Origin of the sequence: Mesorhizobium neociceri (assembly GCF_013520985.1) — a bacterium.
Taxonomy (GTDB): Bacteria; Pseudomonadota; Alphaproteobacteria; order Rhizobiales; family Rhizobiaceae; genus Mesorhizobium; species Mesorhizobium neociceri.
This window is the reverse complement of sequence record NZ_JACDTY010000009.1, coordinates 57,986-79,525: the sequence shown is the minus strand read 5'-3', so window position 1 is coordinate 79,525 and position 21,540 is coordinate 57,986. Positions and strand designations below refer to the sequence as shown.

The 21,540-nt window shown below is 59.8% G+C and carries 21 protein-coding genes and 4 pseudogenes; 16 read left to right on the top strand and 9 right to left on the bottom strand.

Going from position 1 to position 21,540, the window contains the following annotated elements:
- The first annotated feature begins 102 nt into the window (after positions 1-102).
- Positions 103-708, top strand: a complete 606-nt coding sequence (locus tag H0241_RS19135; protein ID WP_027038520.1) for a sce7726 family protein — start codon at positions 103-105, stop codon at positions 706-708.
- Here H0241_RS19135 and H0241_RS19130 read toward each other — a convergent pair.
- The 3 genes from H0241_RS19130 to H0241_RS19120 are packed head-to-tail and all read right to left on the bottom strand — an operon-like array spanning position 662 to position 3,487.
- Positions 662-1,729, bottom strand: a complete 1,068-nt coding sequence (locus tag H0241_RS19130) for a beta family protein (RefSeq protein ID WP_032901192.1) — start codon at positions 1,727-1,729, stop codon at positions 662-664. The two genes, H0241_RS19135 and H0241_RS19130, sit on opposite strands and share 47 nt — an antisense overlap.
- Before the next feature lie 4 nt (positions 1,730-1,733).
- Positions 1,734-3,011, bottom strand: a complete 1,278-nt coding sequence (locus H0241_RS19125; protein ID WP_027038518.1) for an XRE family transcriptional regulator — start codon at positions 3,009-3,011, stop codon at positions 1,734-1,736.
- Positions 3,008-3,487 carry a DUF6932 family protein gene (locus tag H0241_RS19120; RefSeq protein ID WP_050596633.1) on the bottom strand — a complete coding sequence of 160 codons (480 nt, stop codon included), beginning with the start codon at positions 3,485-3,487 and terminating at the stop codon, positions 3,008-3,010. The genes H0241_RS19125 and H0241_RS19120 overlap by 4 nt, the downstream gene beginning before the upstream one ends.
- 237 nt (positions 3,488-3,724) lie before the next feature.
- On the opposite strand from H0241_RS19120, the pseudogene H0241_RS19115 reads away from it, so the two are divergent.
- The 9 genes and pseudogenes from H0241_RS19115 to H0241_RS19075 all read left to right on the top strand — a co-directional run.
- A pseudogene (locus H0241_RS19115) lies at positions 3,725-4,027 on the top strand (cation transporter); the annotation flags it as partial.
- 595 nt (positions 4,028-4,622) lie between these two features.
- A complete protein-coding gene (locus H0241_RS19110; RefSeq protein WP_032901189.1) occupies positions 4,623-4,952 on the top strand; it encodes a hypothetical protein in 330 nt (109 codons plus the stop codon).
- Positions 4,953-5,321: 369 nt separating this feature from the next.
- The gene (locus H0241_RS19105) at positions 5,322-5,537 is read left to right on the top strand and encodes an antitoxin MazE family protein (RefSeq protein ID WP_027038515.1); all 216 of its coding nucleotides are present in this window, start codon (positions 5,322-5,324) and stop codon (positions 5,535-5,537) included.
- Entirely contained in the window at positions 5,534-5,893 is a 360-nt protein-coding gene (locus H0241_RS19100; RefSeq protein WP_027038514.1) for a type II toxin-antitoxin system PemK/MazF family toxin, read from the top strand. The genes H0241_RS19105 and H0241_RS19100 overlap by 4 nt, the downstream gene beginning before the upstream one ends.
- Before the next feature lie 59 nt (positions 5,894-5,952).
- Positions 5,953-6,463: pseudogene (locus H0241_RS19095) on the top strand (recombinase family protein); the annotation flags it as partial.
- A gap of 161 nt (positions 6,464-6,624) precedes the next feature.
- Positions 6,625-7,323: a 7-cyano-7-deazaguanine synthase QueC gene (gene queC, locus H0241_RS19090; RefSeq protein WP_027038512.1), complete on the top strand. Its 699-nt coding sequence runs from the start codon at positions 6,625-6,627 to the stop codon at positions 7,321-7,323.
- Entirely contained in the window at positions 7,323-7,679 is a 357-nt protein-coding gene (gene queD / locus H0241_RS19085) for a 6-carboxytetrahydropterin synthase QueD (protein WP_027038511.1), read from the top strand. Before queC ends, queD begins: the two co-directional genes overlap by 1 nt.
- Positions 7,676-8,410: a 7-carboxy-7-deazaguanine synthase QueE gene (gene queE / locus H0241_RS19080; protein ID WP_027038510.1), complete on the top strand. Its 735-nt coding sequence runs from the start codon at positions 7,676-7,678 to the stop codon at positions 8,408-8,410. Before queD ends, queE begins: the two co-directional genes overlap by 4 nt.
- Before the next feature lie 470 nt (positions 8,411-8,880).
- On the top strand, positions 8,881-10,167 hold the full coding sequence (locus H0241_RS19075) for an NAD(P)/FAD-dependent oxidoreductase (protein ID WP_181059181.1): 1,287 nt from the start codon (positions 8,881-8,883) through the stop codon (positions 10,165-10,167).
- A gap of 339 nt (positions 10,168-10,506) precedes the next feature.
- Here the strand turns inward: H0241_RS19075 and H0241_RS19070 are convergent, their stop codons facing one another.
- Positions 10,507-10,758, bottom strand: coding sequence for a DNA -binding domain-containing protein (locus tag H0241_RS19070; protein WP_032901188.1), 252 nt, complete (start codon positions 10,756-10,758; stop codon positions 10,507-10,509).
- A 140-nt stretch (positions 10,759-10,898) separates the two neighbouring features.
- Between H0241_RS19070 and H0241_RS19065 the strand changes: the two genes are divergently transcribed.
- The 6 genes and pseudogenes from H0241_RS19065 (at position 10,899) to H0241_RS19040 (ending at position 18,726) form a co-directional block, all read left to right on the top strand.
- Positions 10,899-11,159, top strand: coding sequence for a helix-turn-helix domain-containing protein (locus H0241_RS19065; RefSeq protein WP_081738846.1), 261 nt, complete (start codon positions 10,899-10,901; stop codon positions 11,157-11,159).
- A 621-nt stretch (positions 11,160-11,780) separates the two neighbouring features.
- On the top strand, positions 11,781-12,212 hold the full coding sequence (locus H0241_RS19060; protein ID WP_081738851.1) for a c-type cytochrome: 432 nt from the start codon (positions 11,781-11,783) through the stop codon (positions 12,210-12,212).
- A 943-nt stretch (positions 12,213-13,155) separates the two neighbouring features.
- On the top strand, positions 13,156-15,111 hold the full coding sequence (locus tag H0241_RS19055) for a putative bifunctional diguanylate cyclase/phosphodiesterase (protein ID WP_027038506.1): 1,956 nt from the start codon (positions 13,156-13,158) through the stop codon (positions 15,109-15,111).
- Positions 15,112-15,322: 211 nt separating this feature from the next.
- A pseudogene (locus tag H0241_RS36385) lies at positions 15,323-15,448 on the top strand (transposase); the annotation flags it as partial.
- 294 nt (positions 15,449-15,742) lie between these two features.
- Positions 15,743-16,045: a DUF982 domain-containing protein gene (locus H0241_RS19045; RefSeq protein WP_027038505.1), complete on the top strand. Its 303-nt coding sequence runs from the start codon at positions 15,743-15,745 to the stop codon at positions 16,043-16,045.
- 260 nt (positions 16,046-16,305) lie between these two features.
- The gene (locus tag H0241_RS19040) at positions 16,306-18,726 is read left to right on the top strand and encodes a bifunctional diguanylate cyclase/phosphodiesterase (RefSeq protein WP_181059180.1); all 2,421 of its coding nucleotides are present in this window, start codon (positions 16,306-16,308) and stop codon (positions 18,724-18,726) included.
- Between the two features lie 26 nt (positions 18,727-18,752).
- Here the strand turns inward: H0241_RS19040 and H0241_RS19035 are convergent, their stop codons facing one another.
- The 5 genes and pseudogenes from H0241_RS19035 to H0241_RS19020 all read right to left on the bottom strand — a co-directional run bounded on the left by H0241_RS19035 (position 18,753) and on the right by H0241_RS19020 (position 21,497).
- Positions 18,753-19,061: a helix-turn-helix domain-containing protein gene (locus tag H0241_RS19035; protein WP_050596631.1), complete on the bottom strand. Its 309-nt coding sequence runs from the start codon at positions 19,059-19,061 to the stop codon at positions 18,753-18,755.
- Positions 19,062-19,169: 108 nt separating this feature from the next.
- Positions 19,170-19,664 (bottom strand): nuclear transport factor 2 family protein, encoded by a 495-nt coding sequence (locus H0241_RS19030; RefSeq protein ID WP_027038503.1) that lies wholly within the window; start codon positions 19,662-19,664, stop codon positions 19,170-19,172.
- 259 nt (positions 19,665-19,923) lie between these two features.
- Positions 19,924-20,076 (bottom strand): nuclear transport factor 2-like protein, encoded by a 153-nt coding sequence (locus H0241_RS35415; protein WP_210284996.1) that lies wholly within the window; start codon positions 20,074-20,076, stop codon positions 19,924-19,926.
- Between the two features lies 1 nt (position 20,077).
- Positions 20,078-20,369: pseudogene (locus tag H0241_RS35695) on the bottom strand (MBL fold metallo-hydrolase); the annotation flags it as partial.
- Between the two features lie 624 nt (positions 20,370-20,993).
- On the bottom strand, positions 20,994-21,497 hold the full coding sequence (locus tag H0241_RS19020; RefSeq protein WP_181059179.1) for a hypothetical protein: 504 nt from the start codon (positions 21,495-21,497) through the stop codon (positions 20,994-20,996).
- Between the last annotated feature and the right edge of the window lie 43 nt (positions 21,498-21,540).

Below are 21,540 nucleotides of genomic sequence, written 5' to 3'. Positions count from 1 at the left end.
AGCGGACATTGCCGGTGACACGCTTGAGAAATGTCAGGTGAGTCAGAATGCCACCTTGGCTTGGAGCATAACCTCCGGCAGAACATAAGCTGGAGGATAACAATGCCAGCCATGACAAAGTTGGGAACGACAGACGCAGACATTCGCTCTGCGCTACACGCCAAACGATTGCGACACGCCAAATCTCATCCCGATACGCTCGTGATCGACGAACTTGGCCTCGCGCACGCCCGAAGCCGCATCGATGTCGCCGTCATCAACGGCTGCATCCACGGCTATGAAATCAAGAGCGCCAAGGACAGCCTAGACCGGTTCGCTACGCAGATAGATATCTACCGCCAGACGCTACAAAAGCTCACACTCGTGGCCGCGCCGAAGCATGTCGCAAGCATCATGAGTCACGCTCCCGAATGGTGCGGCGTGATCGCGGCCGAGCAGGGACCAAGGGGCGGTGTCAGCTTCCATGTGTTGCGAAACTCCGTCGCCAACCCCGACATCGATCCGGTCATGATGGCGCATCTTCTCTGGCGGGATGAAGTCATCGAACTCCTGGGCCAGGCCGGATATGCGCCGAAGGACCTGCGACGGCCGAGAAGACAGCTTTACGAGATACTTTGCGAGACCATGACGCTTCGTGAGATCACCGCCTCCATCCGCGCTTTCATGGTGCAGCGCCAGACGTGGAGAGATCGTCCAGCACATGCGTGATGTGGTGGTTGATCGTAACGAACTTCCACCAGGGCTGATTGCTGGGCTTCGCCGTCCGCGCCGCACATTTGGCGATGTAGTCATCGCCGCTTGAGAAACCCGCTCCGCTGAACTTGCCGGACGCCACGATCGAATCACAGTGGTCGTGCATCTGCTCTGGATGGTCTCGGAATGCCCCGCCTTTGCGGACCTCCCACGCCGTCGACGTCGTATAGACGAGCTTGCCGGCCGACTTGATCTTGCGCATGTCCACCGGCGCGAATTCCGGATGGACGATTGTGTAGTCGCCGAAATTGGGCTGCCGCATGCCGGGAGGCAACTTGCCGAGTAGCGTTTGATAGAAGAGCCAGTCATGGCGCGGGAGCTGGTCGGCACCCTTGGCAACATCCTTGAACGTCTCCGGAATCGCCGTACCGATGACGACGAAATTGCGGAAGGCATGCAGGTCACCAAGCTTTTGCATGGCCGCAATAAGCGCGCCTGCGAAAGCATTGTAGGGCTCAAAATTCGGTGCACCGAGATCGATAACGAGGTCAACTTCGTCGAAGGATAAAGCGAGCGACGCGGTCAAAGCCTCGATGCGCGTGCGCGCATCCGGCTTCATCAGGTCCTCCAGCCGGACCGCGATGGCCGCTCCAAGGCCATCGGCCGCAACGATCCCTGCAACGGATGCGACCATGGGTGGGGAGGCATCGAGGTGAACGGCCGGCATCGCATTCGCCTGGAATTCCCGCAGGGCTTCGAACACGTATGTGAAGATGTCGCGGCCGTCCCCCATCGGTTTGCCGGAAATGGTTGGATGCACGCCAACCCACGCGGGCCGCTGCCCCCACTTGGCATTGAAGCGGGCCGCAAACGGATGGACGTGCTCCTGAACCGTCTTCTTCGGCTGCCACAACTCGAAATCGAATTCGACTTCCGGAATGGTGACATAGGGAACGGTACGGTCCTTGGCGGCGGCGGCAAGGCGGGCAAGCGCCTGGTATTCGCCCTGACGCCATCGCAGCGCCGGAACATACATATCCTCAGTCAAGATCATCGCTCGCCTCCTCTAGCTGCGAGCGCACCTGATCCCGACCAACCAAATCGTTCAGGATGGTGTAGTTGCCTCGCTCTTTCCTGATGCGCCCCGCGATGATGCTCGGATCGATGCCGATCGTCTCCGCGTCGATCTTCACCGCCTCTTCCGACAGGGCGAAGCGGGACAGACACTGATCCCACAATGCTTCCGGTATCAGCGCGTCGAGCGCGAATTTGTCGGCCTCCGCCTCGATCGCATCACCGTCATTGCCGCCTTCCTCGTCGAAGAAGTCGAAGCGCAAACCGTCGAAGAGATGCAGGAAGACGTGACCGAGCTCGTGCATTAGCACGAACCAGAAATTATCCAGTCGGTCGTATCGCAGCGTAAGGCCCACAACCGGCGTATCGCCGTCAGCAAGCATGGCTGCGCCGTCGAGATACGATCCCGAGAGGTGCCGTTCGACGATAAGCACGATGCCCTTGTCGGCCAACAGATCGCGGGCACGCTTTGGCCCGTCCTTCCGTTTCGTGAGACGCACCAACTCTGGCAGCCACCGGTCATCGAGTTCGAAGGCTCCGATCTCTTCTGCTTCAATCTTGCTACGCGCCCGCTCCAGAATGCGCGCCTGCCACGCGAGTAGCGCATATTCGTTCGGCACGTTCCCGCTGCGCATCTTCTTGCGGTGAAACGCCGTCGCAAATTGCGGTCCGGCCGCGTGCAGGAAATATTCCTTCACGCGCTTAATCGGGTTTGCGCCACGCGGCAGATCAAACCACTTGCGTTTGATCATCTCCTTGTAGGGAAGCTGACCCCAGACGATATCGTCGGCATCGCCCCACGCGAACACCGATCCGCCGGCCTGCTTCGGTCCCTCAAAACTTCCTGACGCCTTCACACCGAGCGCCTTCGAAATCTCGATCAGCCGACCAAGGCTTGCGCCCATGTAGTCGGTCGCCTCGTAGCGCTGCACCTGTTGCGGCTTCATGCCAAGTTTTTCGGCGAGGTCCGTCTGACTCATGCCGGAGGCAATTCGCGCCTGCACCAGCACGCGCGGCAATTCTTCCAGCGCATAGGTTTTCGAGAACGAGACTTGGCCGGATTTCAACAGATCGAATTCGGCAAGCTCGGCCTCGATATCGGCGATTTGGCTTTCGAGCCCATCGATCTCCGCCTGTTTGAGCCACGCCTGATCCGATGCGCGCGCCTTCGCAGCAGCAAGCGCGTCTTGCAACTTCGCTAGTTGCGCACTCGATACGCCATACTGTTTGTCGCTGTAAATCATGGCTGCACCTTCCCGGAGAGAAGTGGATCGGCCGAAAGCGGAATGGAGACGATCCCTTTCTGTTTTCCTGTGAAACGATCCAGTTGGAAAAAATCGACGAATGCCTGCCCGACATCCACGCACATCATTGAGGACGGAAAGAACTCGCCCATGAATGCCGCCTTCTGCGCTGCCCGACCGTTCGCAAATTCCAGGAACACGGGATCAAGCTTGGCCGGATCGACCCCGGTAGGGTCCCAGCATGCATCGAAGTCGCCGGGCCTCGGCTTGCCGGTCACATAGCTGCCGTCGAGATAGATCGCCGGACATCCAGCCAATCGCAACCTGCCAGAGGCGAGAACGAGGCCCTCGAAAAGCTCACGCCGCCAGGCATTCGTTGCGAAAGCAACCGCCACGTCTTTCAAACTCGCCGCGTGCACCCCGGGGGGCAGAACGGTCCACGGAGAGCCGGGCAATGGGACGAGGGCAGGAATCATGTTTACAACAATAATGTTGTAAGCACTAAAAAGCAAGCGTGGGAGGGATTGGGCACCCGGTCGCCGCCGGATTCGGCTTGGGAAACCCAAATGGAACGCCAGTGGGAAGTTCCCCCGTTGAACCGGCGGCGAATGCCTTCGCAAGGATTAGGTAGCACCCTTGGGCACGCACCAATGTCCAATGTCGCTCTTCGCCACCACCAAGCCGCCAATCCGCTCTCATCAAGAGACCGATCGGTTGAGGGACTGGTCATCGCCCGCTGGTCATGGGGATTGATCCGCGACGCCGGCGGTGTACTGCTGGACAGGGTACCGGGTGATGAAGATCTTCCCGGTGAAATCCGCGAAGCCATCGAGCGTAGCGGCGAGCGCATCACCGATTTGCACATCTGGCAAGTCGGGCCTGGCCACCACGCGGCGATCATTGCGCTAGCGTCTGTGGACCCGAATCAACCGTCGCACTACAAGGCGCGGCTGGCTAAAATCCACGGGCTCTCGCATGTTACGATCGAGGTGGAACAGGCACAACACCATTTGTAAGCCGACATCTGAGCGGACGAACTCTAGGATATGCATCAGGTTAGCAGTAGAACATATCTGCACCTCCTACCCGCGAAAATGGCACGAACAGTCCGGCCGTTCAAAACCGCTTCAGCGCCCGCGAATTGAATCGGTGCGGATCGGCGCCCGCCAAGAAGGCATCATTCTCGGCTTCACGTTAGGGCGCCGGGGCAAGCAGACGCCGCTGGATATCGCAGACTAATTCGTGCCTTTAGTCTGCGGAGCTCTGCCAGGTCGTTGAAATGATGGCGCGCCTCACCGGGTGGTGATGAGAACTACGTTTACGCTATAGCCCTTCCCTACCGGAGGGACGCGGTGGGACGGCGCCGGACCGGCTGGTCGCCGGATACGGACACGGCCCGGGGGGCGTGGGCTATCTCTCTCTGACTCCCATTGTAGCACCGCCTCTCCGGCGTCAAGGACGTGCGGTCCCCCCAATTTTGCCGCCGGACGCTTAAGTGCCCGCCAACAAAATCGGCTCCCCCGCACACCGCGTAGCGGTCGCTAAAGCGATCCTTGACCCCTCGATGCGCCGGTGCGGCCTCCTTCCGTCAAAGAGCGAAAGGAGATTTCCATGACACATCGCAACACAGTCACCATCGACGGCGGCAGCGCAGAATACTGGCGGCAGCGCAAGCTGGGCTTCCGGCTCATCCGCGAGGCGGAGTGGGCGCTTTCGCGCCTGGAGCGGGCACCGATGTATCTCCACGGCGGCTATGACGAGTACGGCGACGTCATCCCCATCGAAAACCTCCGGCCATATGCCGACATGGAGGACGCGATCCTGGCGATCGAGGCGAACGAGACGGCTGTCAGCATCCTGGTCGCGCAACGCCGCACCAAGATCGGTGACTATGTGGTCAAAGCTGTGATCCGGGAGCTTGAGGATCCGGACCGCGACTAAAGTCGAGACGAGAGGCGGCATCCGCCGCCTCTCGTCCTTGTGTTGACGCGTTGGGTGACATGCCGGCCGGATCGACCGTCCGGAACGGCTGCGAAAGAGGACTATACGGCTCCAAGGCTGCACGAACGCAGCCGCAACACGCCGTCGCCGGGCGCGGGAGACTGCATGGCGCATCGGAACTCGACGAACGCAGGATCGTAGCGCAGAGCGCGACTTTTGCATTCGACTTGGCCACATCGTTCGACCGAAGCCCAGGCAGGAAGCCGATCGGGTTCGATCGGGCGCGGGCGCGCTTCCGTTGCGAGAAAATCCTGGCTGCGGGGAGAGTTGTGTGATAGGTTACATGTAACTATTGAATACGAGGCTGATATGACAACTGCACCGAAGCCGGTCCGCGTGAAGGTGCGCGAGCATCGCGAGCGGCTGCGCGCGCAGGGGCTGCGGCCGATCCAGATTTGGGTCCCGGACGTTCGCTCTTCCTCTTTCCGGGCACAGGCACATCGCCAGTCGCAGGCAGTCGCCGCCAGTACTCAGGCCCGCGAGGATCAGGACTTCATCGACGCAGTGTCGGATTGGAACGAATGAGGCGCGGCGAGGTCTGGACGGTCTCAGGCGCTAAGGACTATGCGGGCAAGCCGCGTCCCGCCGTCATCGTCCAGGACGACAGCTTCGACGCAACCGACTCGATCACGATCTGCGTCTTTACGACCGACCCCACCGACGCCCCCTTGTTCCGCCTGGTCGTGGACCCGAGCGAGCGCAACGGCCTGCGCGCGACCTGCCGACTGATGGTGGACAAAATCACCACCGTTCCGAAGGCGAAGATGGGCATGCAGATCGGGCGGCTTGATGACGAGGACATGTTGCGGCTCAATCGAGCCATGACCGTGTTCCTCGGCATGGCGGTCTCTCCCCGAACTGGAAGGGGGGAGCTCCCCTGACACGCGAACCGCGCTCCGGTCAGGCGCAAAGGACGGCAAATCGCGGCACATTGGCCATTTCGCGCGGCTATCAGGTGGTTGAGACGTTCGTAGAGGCCGGAGCCTCCGCTACCAGTGATCGCCGGCCTGAGTTCCAGCGCGTCGTCGAGGCGGCCACGTCGAAGCCCGCGCCCGCCGACGTCGCTGTGGTTCATAGCTTCTCGCGTTTCTTCCGCGACCACTTCGAGCTTGAGTTCTATGTCAGGAAACTCGCAAAGAACGGCGTCAAGCTCGTCTCCATCACGCAGGAGATGCGCGACGATCCCATGCATGCGATGATGCGCCAGATCATGGCTCTGTTCGACGAGTATCAGTCGAAGGAGAACGCCAACTTCGCGCCATGAACGAGAACGCCCGCCAGGGTTTTGGAACGGCGCGCTGCCGCCGATCGGCTATCGCATCGTCCCTGCCGAGCAGCGCGGATCGAAGACCAAGAAGAAGCTGGAGATCGATCCGCTGCACGCCGACACCGTGCGGCTGATCTACCGCGTGTTCCCCGAAGGCGAGGGCAACTCCGGCCCGATGGGAATCGGCGGCTCTCGGCGTTCGCAGTTCTGTACTGAACAGGGCCCACCGCGGCACGTCAGCGCATCAAACTCCCCCCGGGTTCACAACCTTGATTCGCGGGAGTACGGGGAGGGCAGAGAAATCTCCGGTCGCAGCCTTACCCGGTCAAAACAAGGACACCAATGATGAAGACTCTCGTCGTCTGCTCCGGCGGACTGGATTCCGTTTCCCTTGCTCACAGGCTGGCGGGGGAGCACGAGCTCGACTGCCTCCTGTCCTTCGATTACGGCCAACGGCACAGGAAGGAATTGGGCTTCGCCGCCCTCTGCGCGCAGCGACTGAACGTGCCGCACCAAATCATCGACATCGGCCAAATCGGCCGCGGTCTTTCCGGCTCCGCGCTGACCGACAGTATCGACGTGCCGGACGGCCACTACGCCGAAGACACGATGAGGGTGACGGTTGTGCCGAACCGGAATGCCATTATGCTGGCAATCGCTTTCGGTCTCGCCGCCGCACACAAGGCCGAAGCGGTGGCGACGGCGGTGCATGGCGGGGATCACTTCATCTATCCCGATTGCCGTCCGGCTTTCATCGACACTTTCCAGACGATGCAAGACCGCGCGCTGGACGGCTATGCGCGGGTTCACCTCCATGCGCCGTACCTGCATTTCAGCAAGGCGGACATCGTTTGCGACGGAGCAAAATACGGCACGCCGTTTGCGGAGACCTGGTCGTGCTACAAGGGCGGCGAGCGTCACTGCGGACGCTGCGGGACCTGCGTCGAGCGGCGCGAAGCGTTTCACCTGTCTGGGCACCCGGACCCCACCGACTACGAGGATGACGATTTCTGGCTGGTCGCGCTGCGGAGGGCGAACGCGTAATGTTCCGGATCACCAAGCAATTCCACTTCTCAGCCTCGCATCAGCTCACCTGCTTGCCGCCCGACCACCAGTGTGCGCGCCTGCACGGGCATAATTACATCGTCGAAATAGAGCTTGCGGCCAATGAATTGAACGCGCACGGCTTTGTGCGCGACTATCACGATCTGACGCCGCTCAAACGCTACATCGACGAAAGCTTCGACCATCGCCACCTCAACGACGTCCTGGATCATGAGCAAGTCACTGCGGAATACCTGGCCAGACATTTCTATGAGTGGTGCAAGGCACGCCTACCCGAAACCTCGGCCGTGCGGGTGAGCGAAACCCCGAAAACCTGGGCACAATACCGGCCATGATCGAGACCAATCCCGCAATCCGTGTGAGCGAGATCTTCGGGCCAACGATCCAGGGCGAGGGCCCGCTCATCGGTTTGCCAACTGTCTTCATCAGAACCGGCGGGTGTGACTATCGCTGTTCGTGGTGTGACACCCTTCATGCGGTCGACAATCAATTCCGCCATGAATGGAAGATGATGCCAGTCGATGCGGTCTGGCAAAGCGTCGTTGAGCTTTCCGGTACCCAGCCAGTGATGGTGTCGCTGTCCGGCGGCAATCCGGCCATTCAGCCATTGGGTGCGCTCATCGACCGAGGGCACGGTGCAGGTTACCGTTTTGCGCTGGAAACCCAAGGTTCAGTGGTCAGGGATTGGTTCGTGGATCTTGACGTGCTGGTCCTCAGCCCAAAGCCCCCGTCAAGCGAAATGAGGACCGACTGGGCTGCTATCCAGGCGTGCGTGGATGCGGCGCAGGAAAAGCCGCAAGTCGTGCTCAAGCTCGTCGTTTTCGACGAGAGTGACTACGCTTACGCGAAAGAAGCCGCCGCGCGATTTTCGCGCCTTCCTGTCTTTCTGCAACCCGGCAATCACACGCCGCCCCGTCCCGGCAACGAAGACGCGTCTGTCGACCTGGATGGAATAATAAAACGCATGCAGTGGCTGGTCGATAAGGTGACCCGTGACAGGTGGTTCGAAGCCCGCGTGCTACCGCAGCTGCACGTTTTGCTCTGGGGTAACAAGAGAGGCGTCTAGTCTGCGCCTGCTTTATGCTGGAAACTGTGCCTGCCTAGCTTCGGCTGAACGGGTGGCTCGAAACCGACGGCGCTGCCGGGCAGTTGCGGTGGTGTTCGGGCCCGAGATGGATGAGGCGTTGCTGCTTCGAACGCGAGCGTACGCCGAAGTGGCTCACCTGTGGCTCGGGACTTGGAACACCCTTGCCGCCGATTTCCGGCTCGGCCAAAAGGCCGGTTGCCGGGACCTCGAACAGTGAGAAGATCGCGGGATGAGGGTGCCCGATCCCCATGCGTTGCCCAACAGACGACAATGTCCTGGCGCTTGAAGCCGGCAAACATGGTGTTCTGATCTTCCTGCGACATGCGAACCGGGTCGAAGCCGCGACAGGATCCGCCAACCTCAACGCCTGGCGCAAACAAAACTTCACAAAGTTTTTCAAAGTTCCGGGATGAGGTCGCTTATGATGCCAACCAGAACAGGAAGATTGCATGCACAACGACACTCGTTCCCATGGACTGTGGGAATTGACCGCACCCAATGCGCCAGCCACGCAAGTTCTCCGGCGCACATGTAGACAGGACGTCGCCATCGTCGGCGGCGGTTATACGGGTCTTTCGGCAGCACTGCATCTCGCCGAAGCTGGTCTAAAGGTCAGTGTCCTTGAGGCGTTTGAGATTGGCTATGGCGCCTCGGGGCGCAATGTCGGTCTGGTCAACGCCGGCCTGTGGATGAAGCCGGAAGATGTCAAATCAAGCCTCGGCGCTCCGTTCGGCGAGCGGGTGCTTCAGCTTCTCGGCAACGGACCTGCCGAAGTCTGGTCGCTTATCGACAAGCACGGCATCGACTGTGACGCTGTGAGGAACGGCACACTTCATTGCGCAGTCGGCGCGTCCGGTCTCAAAGATCTGAAAGAACGCGAAGAACAGTGGCAAATCAGAGGCGCCCCCGTTCACCTTCTGAATGCGGAGGAGACCGCGGAACGAACCGGTACGAGAGCTTACTCGGGGTCGCTTCTCGACACCCGTGCCGGGACCATTCAGCCACTTGGCTACGCGCGGGGACTTGCTCGCGCTGCCATGGCCGCTGGAGCCAAGGTCTATAGATCAAGCCCGGTCACGGGTGCCGAGCGATCCAAGGGCAAAAGATGGACGGTTCGCACTGAGTTCGGAGCCGTCGAGGCAGACTGGATCATAGTGGCGACGGATGCCTATACCAACGTGCCATGGCCAGAGATTAGACGCGAGCAGATATCTGTTCCCTACTTCAATTTCGCGACCAAGCCACTTTCTCGCGAACTGCAGACGTCGATACTTCCCGGCCGCGAGGGCTGCTGGGACACCAGGGAAGTCTTGATTTCTTATCGATTGGACCGCGAACGGCGGCTTGTATTCGGCAGTGTCGGCGCCCTCCGGGGCACCGGCGCCAGCATCCACCGTGCGTGGGCCATTCGCGCGGCGCGTAAGCTCTTTCCGCAGATCGGGCGGGTTCGGTTTGAAGCCGCGTGGTATGGCATGATAGGGATGACGCGCGATCATCTGCCTCGTTTCCATCGCTTCGCACCACGCGTAGTCGGCATCTGCGGATACAATGGCCGTGGTATTTCACCGGGCACCGCCTTCGGACGTGTGCTCGCCGATCACATTCTCGGGACAGTGCCGGATTCGGATTTGCCTCTTCCCGTCAGCATGCCTGAAGTGCCGCGTCTGCGGGCGCTGCAGGAAAGCTACTACGCCGTGGGCGCCCAACTGGCCCATTTCGTCGGCGCCCGCATCTGATCCGGAAAACCCATGTGTTCAGTTCAACAAGCCTAGCAGCGGGTTGATGCATCGCCGCTGGTCGCGGAGTGCCGCATTGTCATTTTCCACGCGGACGATTGGCCCGAGCGCTTGTTTTGGCGCCGGTCGACTTTCGTCCGCTTGATGGCTCGCTCGCGGAGCATGACATTGCAAGATCGCTGAAGCACTGATCGGCGCGGGCCGTATGCATGGCAACTGGACCAGCCCCGGCGATCAACTGCGCGACCGCCGCATCCGTCGCGCCGTCCCACGGTCATACGTTCATGAATGGCGATGTTGGACTTCCTTGCCCGGAACCTCGAGGCTGCGGGTTGTGCGTCAGCCGGCGAACAGTTCCTTGTAGCCCGTCGTCACAATCCAGTTCGCCCGATCGATATGGCTGCGAAGCGCCTTGCGGGCACGGACTGGATCAACAACCGGGTCGATTCCGAGAATGAGAGCGGCCATCTCCTCTTCGCTGGCATTGTCGGCACAGGCGTCCAGGATCCGCAGGTATACCGTGAAATGCTCCTTGTCATAACTGGTGAGGCTGTCTGACCAGGGGACGTCGTCAGCAATATCTGGCTTCATGTGCTTTTTTGGCTGTTGGATCTCGATTCCTTGGCGAGTTCGCTATCGGCCTGGCTGAGCCTTCGCCGATGGGGGTTCTTATATCGAATAGGAACGATCATTCCTAGAACGATGATTCCTTTTCAGCGCCTATTTCGGGCGTGGATCTCAAAGAGGTCATGGCGGTCAACATGCGTCGTTTGCGCCATGAACAGGATCTGACGCAGGAAGAGCTGGCTGCACGGGCGGATCTCAGCATGCGCTATGTGGGCTCGATCGAGCGTGCCCGCGTTTCGGCGAGCGTCAGCGTGCTCGGAAGGCTTGCGCAGGCATTCAGCGTCGATCCCTGCGAGCTTATAAAACCGCAACGCAAGCCTCGGCATTCGCGGTCAGCTTCTTTAAGAAATCCAGCCAACTCCTAAGCACGCTCGTAGCCCGTGACTGGCGAGCTCGCAGCTGTTCGGCTGACGGCGCAAGGCGGTCAAGAGCGGTGCGGGCAGGCCGCATCGGGGCTCGGCTCGGCTTTGTCGAGGTCACGCCGACAGTATCTGGGTCGGTGCAGATCGAGCCGGACGGCGTAGTCATTCGCGCGGTGCCGATATCAGGCGAGGCTTTTTCGGCTGGCACAAGCTTTGCAAAGCGTTGTGAAACATCTCGCTCCAATAGGAGGCATGCGTGGATCGCTGCAACAAGCTGGCCGACCGTCCCCGTCAATTTCGAAGAAGAGAATACCTGTCGAACAGCCGGCAGCTTAGGCGACCTGAAGCCTAGCGGACTGCTCGACTTCAGTTAGCACGACGGTATCAGGCGGCGCGGGAGCGCATGGCTACATTGTCAGGTTCTCGACCATTTGCTCGCAGCAAGATTCCCATCGAACTGCAAACCGACAATTGCCCCGGTGAGCTGCTCACATGACGCTGATTCCTGAGGCGTCGACGGCCAAACATTCCACAATACGTGCTTCGCATGGATGCCAAGGCAAAATCTAAACCGAGGGAGTGATGAGAGCTCCTTTGGCGCAACTTAATATGGAGGATCGGATCATGGCTTACAAAAACACGGGCCGCCCGCCGTATGTTCATTCGGGGAGTTCCTGGGTGAAACGTCTGTCGATCGGCGCCGGCGTAGCTTTGGCGCTACTGCCTCGGATCGCCCAGGCACAGGATATCGAGGCCGGCAAGGCGCTCTTCAAAAAGTGCGCCGGCTGCCACAACGCTGACACCGATTCGAACAAAGTCGGACCAACCTTGAAAGGTGTCGTGGCCCGAACAGCGGGTTCGGTCCCTGGCTATTTGTATTCGAAAGCCATGAGGGATGCGGGTGCAGCGGGCCTCGTATGGGACGAGCCGAACCTGACGGAATATCTGGCCAACCCCAAGGCGAAGGTGCCGACGAACAAAATGGGTTTCCCTGGCCTTGCCAATCCCGACGACATCAAAAACGTCATCGCCTATCTCAAGAGTGTGTCAGGTTAGAAAACGTGGTTGCGAGAACAACCGCAAGCAGTGATCGTGTTTCAGCCGCAAAGCCCCGTTTTGAGAACCGACTGCTCGGCCGGGCGGGTTGGCGGAAGCCCCAGTCGAGACGGCGAAGGCGAAAGTGGTCGCGCTTGCAACCATTTCGCACCGCGTCCAAGCGGCAAGCCGCGCGCGCTGATGCTTAACGTCGCGGCGGGAACGCTCCAGTTCCCGGCCCGAATGGTGTCGACGCACTGGTCGCGGGCGAAATGCTTTTGGCACTTTCGCCGAGGGTGATGCCTCTTGCTGGGGCGGCCGTATCTCGCCATGAACGACTCTCGTTCTTATGGAGAAGAGCGGACGGCCAAGGGGTCTGGCGGGCCAACACAAAAGTTTAGCGAGCCCCTTGGGTTCTGCAACTGTTCTGCATATTAGCAAAATGAGATATCCGGTTCGGGTGGACCGGCTTTGCGTTTACACGTGCTGATTTTGGTTCCGGCTCGGGAATCGCCGGCCTCCAGCAGGGCAGCTCGAATGTCGGCAACAGATTCGACGGCTACAGCGTTGCCTGCCTCGCAACATTGATTGCCGCCACTGCGCTCGGACTTGTGAAGGAACCGCTACCGCCCAGTAGGCGGCGCTCCTTTTGTGCAGACGCGGATAGATAGGACATCGCGGCCGTGAAGCCAGCGACCGGATTAGAGCGACGTGGGCCTCAGAAGGCAACAAGGACAAGTCCTCCGCGTCGATCGGCAACAGACTTCAGGCAGAATTGGTGGGCTTGCGTGGCGACATTCCGGATAGGGAGCATCATGTGTTTCACTATCTTCGAATTCCGAAGTCCTTTGGTTTTCCAAACTGGGGTTGTCAAATTTTCGGTTGAAATTTACTTTTTTGCGAATTGTTCCGTGTTAGGAGACCACCACGCAGCTACTACTCTAGCGCGGGGAGTGAAAGAGTGATGCAGCGTCTGTCGGCCACAAGGTTCGGAGACCTTCTGGCGGGAGATTTGCGTGTTTTTGGCGGGCCTTCGACGATCGAACCGCTTGCCGGCCGGATCAGGGCGGAGCAGGTCAGTATCGTGCTTCGCAACACGCTTCTTGGCATGGTTGCGAACATACTCAATGCGGCCACTTTTGTCATGGCGGTTTGGGGCTCGCCCAACCAAACCAAAGCCATCCTCTGGGCGAGTGTCATCATCATCGCCGCTGGTTTCGTCGGCCTCAGAGCGAGATCATCATTTCAGTCCGTCAAGCCAAGATCGGTGTCTCGCCGGACAACGCAAAACCTGGTGCGCAATGCCTTCCTGTTCGGTACTTGGTGGGGCGCACTTCCCGTTCTGTTCTTCGGTGGGGCAACAAGTGCCGCCCAGGTCGTCATTACCTGCCTGAGCGCGGGGATGATCGCGGGCGGCGCCGCGTCCTTTTACACGATTCCTATTGCGGCCATCGCATATACGCTACCGATCTTCGTCGGCTCGGCCGTTGCGATCGTGTGGGTTGAAGGCGCCGTCAATCTGCCCGTGGCCATCCTGATGGTGAGCTACGCCATCACGCTGTTTCGTGCTGTGCTTGCTCACGCGTTCGAATTTACCCAACGCTTTATTCTGCAGGCGGAAAGCGAAAATGCCATTCGCAGGGATGTTCTAACGAGACTGCCGAACCGGTTCAGCTTCAACGAGCGGCTGGAGAACGCGTTGGCGGACGCAAAGCAGTTTGACCAGCACTGTGCGTTGCTTTTGTTCGATCTTAACAATTTTGCCCAGGTGAATGATCGCCTTGGCCGAGCCATGGCGGATGCCCTTTTGGTCGAAGTGGCTGCGCGACTTCGGAGATCGACGCGGGAAAGCGATGGCATTGCCAGATTGGAGGGCGGCGAATTTGCAATAATTGCTACGCGCGATGTCAGGCCAGATCAAATCAGGTTTGTGGCCAAACAGATCGTAGATGCCATGCGCGCGCCCTTCCTGATCGAAGGGCGTGAAATATATTGCAGGGCCTCTATCGGTATCGCTTTGGCGCCCGCCGACGGTTTGGATGCCAACCAGCTCCTGCGGTGCGTCGACACCGCGCTACACAGGGCCAAGACGCTGGGGATGGGTTGTTCCATCCAGTTTTTCAGCGCGAACGACGATGAAGCTGCCACAAGGCGCCATCTCCTCGAACGCGATCTGACGTCTGCCCTGGCCAATGACCAGCTCTGGCTCGCATTTCAACCCTTTCTCGACCTCGGGAGCGATCGCATCCGAGGTTATGAAGCGCTTCTGCGGTGGCAGCATCCGACCCTTGGCCCTATCCCTCCATCGGAGTTCATCCCCATCGCTGAACAAACGGGGTTGATTCACGCCATCGGTCACTGGGCTGTCAAAACGGCTTGTTTGGCGGCTGCGCGCTGGCCGCGCGACTTGCGGGTCTCCGTCAACTTCTCGGTAGTGCAGCTCAAGAACAAGGCCTTGCTGGATGCCATTGTAGAAACGCTGGCTGAAGCCGGTTTGGAGCCCCGAAGACTAGAAGTCGAAATTACAGAAAATGTGCTGATTTCGAATTTTGAGGAAACGATCTGTTTGTTGCAATCGTTGAGTTCGTTATCGGTAACAGTTGCTCTTGATGATTTTGGCACCGGCTATTCCTCACTCACTTACCTTCGCAAATTGCCTCTTTCGCGGCTCAAGATCGACCGATCTTTTGTCCAGGATATGCTCACAGACGCGGACTGCTCCGCGATTGTAAAGTCATTGGTTGAGTTGGCGCATGAGCTTCGAATTGAGGTAACGGCCGAAGGCGTGGAAACTCTCGACCAGCTCGATTATCTGCGCCGCGTCGGATGTGATGAAGCTCAAGGCTATCTAATCGGCAAGCCTGGCCGGATTGACGACATTCCTGCCATTGCTGCAAGGCAGTTTGGGGTCGGGAGCTAGGGACTTGACTGGCAGGACCGGCGCCTTGGCGGCGATGGTCTTGCTCTCGACGAGACGGCCGCCTTGCTCAGCCAATGCATGTCGCCCAGAACTGTGCAGCGGTTGTGGGACCACGATATCCATCAACAAAGGCTTGAAGCGCGTCGCCTGAATTCGTTTCAGCGCGGCGCGTTTGGGCTGAACGCCGCAATCCGAGTGCAAGCACTGGGAGCTGCAGTCTGACAAAGGGCTTTGGTCAAGCCGGAGCTGGTCTCGAGAGGAGAAGGAACAACTGGTCGCAGCGACATTTGAGGCCGAAATCAGTGTTTCGGAGATCGCGCGATCGGCCGGCATTCATATGCGCCGGCTTTCCGGAGAGATCGGAGCCGCCTCGCGCGGGTCAACGCCGGAGGATACAACAAACCCTTCGTCCGCAATGGTCGGAACGATGTCGATTTTTTTGCCACCTGGTCAGCCGCTCTTGCAGCAGAATGTCTGGTACTCGGCCTACTGCCCTACCGGGGGGCATCATCACGCCGCTGGTTTCCTCTTGAACCGTCATTGCCCTGACAACACATTATGCGACGGTCCGCGGGTGTTGAGACAAGGCCCTGTTGGCGCAAACCACTGTTCAGCAGGTTGGGAGGAACAAATGAACCCTGAGGCGTTCAGCAGCCCGGTTTTCGTGAAGCGTGCAACCTACATCGTGCAGGAGATTGCCGGCCTTGCGGACGCGATCGATTTCCTCAACGAATGGCCAGAAGATGACAGAGACCTGATCCACGAAGCCGCCCTCAAGGCATGCTATGATGTATGCGATGGGCGAAAGCCTGGAGGCGTCGCACGCAACGCGTTTCTCGGTTTTGCAAAACGGGCCGGCATATTGGAAGATTCAACCTCCGCCATGCAGTGGCTCGCTGCCTGCAAGTCGGGCAGCGGAAAAGTGCGAGCCTAGGCCGTCGGCGACGCATGCGATGCTGGCGCGGGCACATCGAGAGGCATCGCGCCATTTCGCGATCGCGGCCGAAATTGGCTTGAGAACAAGACGAACTTTGCCCATTGCCGCATAAATGCCTTTGAGGGCGCAGGGATAAGCGGCTTGAGCGGATTTGACAGACGCGATGATTCAAAGCGGATTTCCCGCTTAAGCGCTTTATTCAAGTTTTGACCGTAGACTTCTCCCCAGCGGGTGATCATCCTGCTTGGGGGAAGAGCATGTTGAAAGTCTACACCTGCATTGCGACGCAGCATGATTTGCGTCTGGTTGCGCTGGCGGCTTTTATCTGCACCCTGGCCTCCTTCACGGCGGTGAATCTCCTCCACCATGTCGAACGCAGTCAAAGCGAGATGCGACGGATCTGGCTAGCGGTCGCCGCGGTCGCCACTGGCTTCGGCATCTGGGCGACGCATTTCATAGCCATGTTGGCCTTCCAGCCCGCCGTACCGAGCGGCTACAACGTCGCTTTGACGATCATCTCATTACTGGCCGCGATCGCTTTGACCGGCACGGGTCTCACCATCGGCATCTCGCCACGCATTCCCCGCGGACGCTGGATCGGCGGTGCAATCGTGGGGGGCGGCATCGCGGTGATGCACTACACTGGCATGGCCGCATTCGAGATCGCGGGCCGCGTCGTCTGGGATGTACCGCTCGTCGCCGCCTCAATCATTCTTGGTGGCCTGTTCGGTGCGGCCGCATTGCCGGTTGCCCTTCACGCCAACACGCTCAAGTGGAAGGCGCTCGGCGCCCTCGTGCTGACGGTCGCGATCTGCAGCCACCATTTCACCGCGATGGGCGCGGCCGCAATCATGCCAGACCCGCGCATTGTCGTTTCCGCAACGGCGTTGCCCGCCGACTGGATGGCGGCTGGCGTAGCCCTCGTCTCGATCGTCATTGTCCTTTTGGCCATCATCGGCCTCGCCCTCGATGTGCGTGATCTCCGTCGCGCCGGCGAGATAGCGCGTATGCAGGAGCTGGTCGACGCGGCCGTCGAGGGGCTGATCGTGTGCAACGAAACCGAGATCGTGGCTGCCAATCGCAGTTTCTGCGCGCTTGCCTGCGTCGACGGCTTGCAACCGGTCGGACGCCCGCTCACGTCCTTCTTTCCCACGGCTTCCCTAGGCGAACTCACGGGCACCGCGCAAAGGCCGCTGGAGGTGGAGCTATGCGCGACGGACGGCACCCTGGTGCCGGTGGAGCTGATCCGGCACACCATCCTTTATGCCGGCAAGCCGCATCAGGTGTTTGCCGTGCGCGATATCCGCGGGCGCAAGCGGGCGGAGGAGGAAATTCACTTCCTTGCCCACCACGATCCCCTGACCAAGCTTCCGAACCGCACGAGCTTCAACGAAAAGCTGGACGCCGAGCTTACGGCACATCTCGACACTGAGCGGTGTCTTGCCGTCCTCTTCCTCGATCTCGACCGTTTCAAGGAGATCAACGACCTCTTCGGCCATCTTGTCGGAGACGCCGTGCTGCAGTGTGTGGCCGACAAGATCAGAAGCGTCCTCAAGCCAGGGCAGATGGTTGCGCGCTTGGGCGGCGACGAGTTCGCTGTGATCGTTCCCGGTCTGCCGAGCGCCGCCTATGCGACGCGCACCGCTGACGCCATCTTGGACGCATTCAATGACGCAGGCGCTAACCTGCCGGCCGGCGTCACCATCGGGACCAGCCTCGGCATCGCCGTGTTTCCAAAGGATGCGCCCGATCGGGAGACGCTCCTGAGCCATGCCGACGCAGCTCTTTATGAGGCCAAAATGCAGGGGCGCGGCCTTTATCGCGTTTTCGAGCCGTCCATGGGCGAGCATCTGCGCGATCGTCGCAAGTTCGAGCACGACATCCGCCACGCCATCTCGCGCAAGCAACTGCGCCTCGTCTATCAACCGCAGGCGGAACTCCTGTCCAACGAGATCTTCGGTTTCGAAGCGCTGCTGCGGTGGGATCATCCGGACCGCGGAGCCGTTCCGCCGGCGGTGTTCATCCCGATCGCGGAGGAGTGTGGCGCCATTCTGAAGATCGGTGAATGGGTGCTGCGCACCGCCTGCGCCGAAGCGGCAAGCTGGCAACAACCGCTGGCAATCAGCGTCAACGTTTCGGCCATGCAACTCCACGGCGGGAATTTGCCGGAACTGGTCGGGGCAGTGTTGAAACAGACCGGTCTCGATCCGTGCCGCCTGGAGCTGGAAATCACCGAATCTTGCATGATCAAGGACATGGGGCGCGCGCTCACCGCGCTGCGCCAGCTCAAAAGCCTTGGGGTCCAAATCGCCATGGACGATTTTGGCACCGGCTACTCGTCGCTGTCGAATTTGCGCGCTTTCCCGTTCGACAAGATCAAAGTCGACCAGTCTCTTATCCGGACGGTGGATACCAGCGATGAGGCGGCTGCCGTCATGCGTGCGGTCTTTGGGCTGGCTCGGGGTCTCAAGCTCCCGGTCCTGGCTGAGGGCGTTGAAACGGACGCGGAACTGACCTTTCTTCGGGGAGAAGCCTGTGATGCGATCCAGGGTTATCTTCTCGGCCGACCTTGCCCGATTTCCGACTTCGCTCAGCACACGATCGGCAATGGTCGGGCAGCCGCTTCCCGGCGGCTGGGCAACCACGAACTGCGCGTGATCAACAACAGCGCGGCCTAGGGCGCAAGCGGGTCGCCTGCTGCCATCTACTGTTGGAAGCCGCTCGGGCCGAGGCCCACTCGGAAAGACTCGAGCTCCTTGCCCTCGGTGCCGTCATACCATCGATGACGGCGCGCGCCCGATCGCGCGTCAACTCCTGTTATCGATCTGGCCGGCCGGCCGCGCCGACGTGACTTCAGATTACCACGAAGCCTGAGGTGATCACGCCACTCGTGAAGTGGTTGGCGACTGATGCCAACCTCGTCGGCTAACTTGCTGACGGTTTCGCCTGCCTCCATGCGCTGGAGAAGCTCCAGCTTTTGGTCCTCATCAATAACTCTTTGCCGTCCGGCCATGCCCCAGTTTCCTCTCTTGCAGGGAAACTGTCCGCGATTTGCCTTGTCTCAGTCTGGGAGGTGCTCTCGACAATATTCCGTCAGGGCAAAATGGCCGCTGATACGAGGTCAGTACATGGGCCGCTGATTGGTGGCTTCAGCGGGAACCGGCTGGATCACGTCCCAATGCTCGACGATCTTACCTTTCTCGACGCGGAAGATGTCGACGATGACTGTTGCAGGTGAATTTTCCAATGCTGGCTGCACGGTCTGAAGCATCACAAGATCGCCTTCGGCAATGACGCGCTCAAACTTTACCTGCTGCTTTGGCCACGTCAAAATGCCGAGGCTTTCGAAGAACGTTTTCACGGCCTCCCGTCCGTCGCTTATGCTGGGATTGTGCTGGATGTAGTCGGTGGCCCAATAGCGGTCGAGAGCGGTGAGATCGTGGTCGCCGAACAGCTCCTGAAACGCCTTTGTGACCAGCGCCTTGTTGGCTTGAGCCAGTTCGTAGTCCTGCACGATCTGGGTCTGGGTGGCGTCCTGGGCATAAACAGGTACCGCTAATCCCGCGACCGAGGCGGTCACGAGGAAGATAGATGCGAAGATTGTCTTCTTGAGCATTGGATCGTCTCCTGGTGTTTGCGCCTAATTGAGCGCGCGGGAACCAGAACGGTGTCGACATACTGGGTCATGCGAATGACCTTGCCGTCCTTGATCTGGTAAAGGTGGGCAAAGGGCGCAGTCATAGACTTGCCCGTCGCGTTCTACGTGCCTGAATAGACGCCGAAGGCGCCAACGCGATCGCCGTCGGCAAGGTAGGTGTGGACCTCGGCGCGATAGCCCGTCCATTCCGTGCCAAGGCGGCGGAATACGCCGTCGGTCAGTGCCTCTGGCCAACACAGGTACCGGCGTAGGGGAAGCCTTCCGCTTCGCTCCATTCCACGTCCGGCGACAGGAAAGCCCGCAGATTGCGGCCGTTCTCCTCGGAGGATCCTTCATAGGTCCCCCGGATCAGCTCAAGATTCGTGCTCATCTCAACCACACTTCATTTCGCCGGTGGCGACCTTGGAGCCGACGTCGAGAGCGACACCCATGCCCAGGTTCGGAAAGCGCGCTTCCAGCGCGGCCTTGAGCGCGACGGAATCGCCGCCCCTCAAAATTCAGCAGGTACGCCTTGGTGTGCTCGATCGCGGCAAGACCGGTTGGAGCTGCGGGGTCCATGTGGCCCGGAATGACCACCGACGGATTGCGGCCGGCAATCTTGTCGAGATTGGCGATCCAGGCCGCGCGCTGCTCCTTGGCGGGAGTATCGGCGGTCCAGACATTAGAGGCCGTCGCAATGCGGCGTGTCGAATCGTTGGCGCATGGGGCTGTGTTTTGCTCAGGCCCGATCGGGTTGCACAGGTCCAATCAGGACCCGCACCAAGCGTTCCAACCAGGTGACCGGCAGGTCTTCGTTTGACCTCTGGATCGCCAATGCACAACCACCTACGTACCCCCCCAGCCTTGCTCAACCAAGCATTGGTCGGAGTAGTGCTTATCAGCGTCTTGGGCGACGGCTGGAGCTGGAGCGGTCATTACAATGGCCAACACCGTGGCGGCAAGTATCGTCCGTGGCCAGTGAGACCGCAATTTTATAAGGAGCCTCGAGCGCCCCGCAGCGTCCTTCTCTGGGGTAGGCATTTTTCGCTTCCTTTGGATCATCACGGGTTTGAAGAGGATCTGGTGTTATGTGCCATTGGGAGAGCCGGCGAATCGGCCGATATTCATGTGGTCGAGTCATAAGTTCTCCTGAATGTTTGTTTTACGAGAACCCTTATGGCGGCCCTAGCTGACCTGAAAGCTGCAGGCGGTCTGCGGGATGGCGATCCTGTCTGCCGATCGCAGCGAGATCCAACGGAGCTGGGGCGTCCCACGGGATGCGCAGCCTGTATTGCGTTCGGGCCAATGTCATGTGAACTCCTGGGCTAAAGACCGCGCGACGGGCCACGTCGGAACACGTGTCATGGCTATAATATGCAATTTGCATGCCACCAAACGGGTTGCGAGCAGCGACCGCAAATCGGCGGAGTCGCCCCTGGCCAGCTTGATCCTAACCCCTAGGATGTCTGGACTTGAACACAGATTGTCGTCAATCGGACACCGACAAAATGCTGTGACCAGCTTCGGCACCGGCTGACGCCAGAGTCCTCCAAGGCCGGCTCGGTAGCGCTTGCCATAGTTTACGATCGCACCGCGGTTCAAACGGACGTAGGTCAGGAGCTGCAACCCGAGATTATGAAGCCGTGCGATCTCATCTGCCGGAGATACATCAAACTGATGGAATTCTATCATGATCGCCGAGTTTCCTTTCTCAAATGAAAGAAAGCTCGATTGACTCTCCCGCCCCATTCCGGCCTCCTGCATCAACGTGCGGTTGCGGCGTGCAGAAGCCAGTCGGCGGTCGCGATTCATGAAAGGAAAGCCATGCGCCAGCCATCGCCCCGCTGTGCACTCG

Excerpts from the sequence above, each read along its gene's own strand:
- H0241_RS19060 (WP_081738851.1), top strand. The coding sequence starts at position 11,781 with ATGGCTTACAAAAACACGGGCCGCCCGCCGTATGTTCATTCGGGGAGT.
- H0241_RS19130 (WP_032901192.1), bottom strand. The coding sequence starts at position 1,729 with ATGTATGTTCCGGCGCTGCGATGGCGTCAGGGCGAATACCAGGCGCTT.
- H0241_RS35415 (WP_210284996.1), bottom strand. The coding sequence starts at position 20,076 with ATGAGCACGAATCTTGAGCTGATCCGGGGGACCTATGAAGGATCCTCC.
- queC (WP_027038512.1), top strand. The coding sequence starts at position 6,625 with ATGAAGACTCTCGTCGTCTGCTCCGGCGGACTGGATTCCGTTTCCCTT.
- H0241_RS19055 (WP_027038506.1), top strand. The coding sequence starts at position 13,156 with ATGCAGCGTCTGTCGGCCACAAGGTTCGGAGACCTTCTGGCGGGAGAT.
- queD (WP_027038511.1), top strand. The coding sequence starts at position 7,323 with ATGTTCCGGATCACCAAGCAATTCCACTTCTCAGCCTCGCATCAGCTC.
- H0241_RS19045 (WP_027038505.1), top strand. The coding sequence starts at position 15,743 with ATGAACCCTGAGGCGTTCAGCAGCCCGGTTTTCGTGAAGCGTGCAACC.
- H0241_RS19100 (WP_027038514.1), top strand. The coding sequence starts at position 5,534 with ATGAGGCGCGGCGAGGTCTGGACGGTCTCAGGCGCTAAGGACTATGCG.
- H0241_RS19075 (WP_181059181.1), top strand. The coding sequence starts at position 8,881 with ATGCACAACGACACTCGTTCCCATGGACTGTGGGAATTGACCGCACCC.
- H0241_RS19125 (WP_027038518.1), bottom strand. The coding sequence starts at position 3,011 with ATGATTTACAGCGACAAACAGTATGGCGTATCGAGTGCGCAACTAGCG.
- queE (WP_027038510.1), top strand. The coding sequence starts at position 7,676 with ATGATCGAGACCAATCCCGCAATCCGTGTGAGCGAGATCTTCGGGCCA.
- H0241_RS19020 (WP_181059179.1), bottom strand. The coding sequence starts at position 21,497 with ATGAATCGCGACCGCCGACTGGCTTCTGCACGCCGCAACCGCACGTTG.
- H0241_RS19105 (WP_027038515.1), top strand. The coding sequence starts at position 5,322 with ATGACAACTGCACCGAAGCCGGTCCGCGTGAAGGTGCGCGAGCATCGC.
- H0241_RS19030 (WP_027038503.1), bottom strand. The coding sequence starts at position 19,664 with ATGCTCAAGAAGACAATCTTCGCATCTATCTTCCTCGTGACCGCCTCG.
- H0241_RS19070 (WP_032901188.1), bottom strand. The coding sequence starts at position 10,758 with ATGAAGCCAGATATTGCTGACGACGTCCCCTGGTCAGACAGCCTCACC.
- H0241_RS19035 (WP_050596631.1), bottom strand. The coding sequence starts at position 19,061 with ATGGCCGGACGGCAAAGAGTTATTGATGAGGACCAAAAGCTGGAGCTT.
- H0241_RS19135 (WP_027038520.1), top strand. The coding sequence starts at position 103 with ATGCCAGCCATGACAAAGTTGGGAACGACAGACGCAGACATTCGCTCT.
- H0241_RS19120 (WP_050596633.1), bottom strand. The coding sequence starts at position 3,487 with ATGATTCCTGCCCTCGTCCCATTGCCCGGCTCTCCGTGGACCGTTCTG.
- H0241_RS19110 (WP_032901189.1), top strand. The coding sequence starts at position 4,623 with ATGACACATCGCAACACAGTCACCATCGACGGCGGCAGCGCAGAATAC.
- H0241_RS19040 (WP_181059180.1), top strand. The coding sequence starts at position 16,306 with ATGTTGAAAGTCTACACCTGCATTGCGACGCAGCATGATTTGCGTCTG.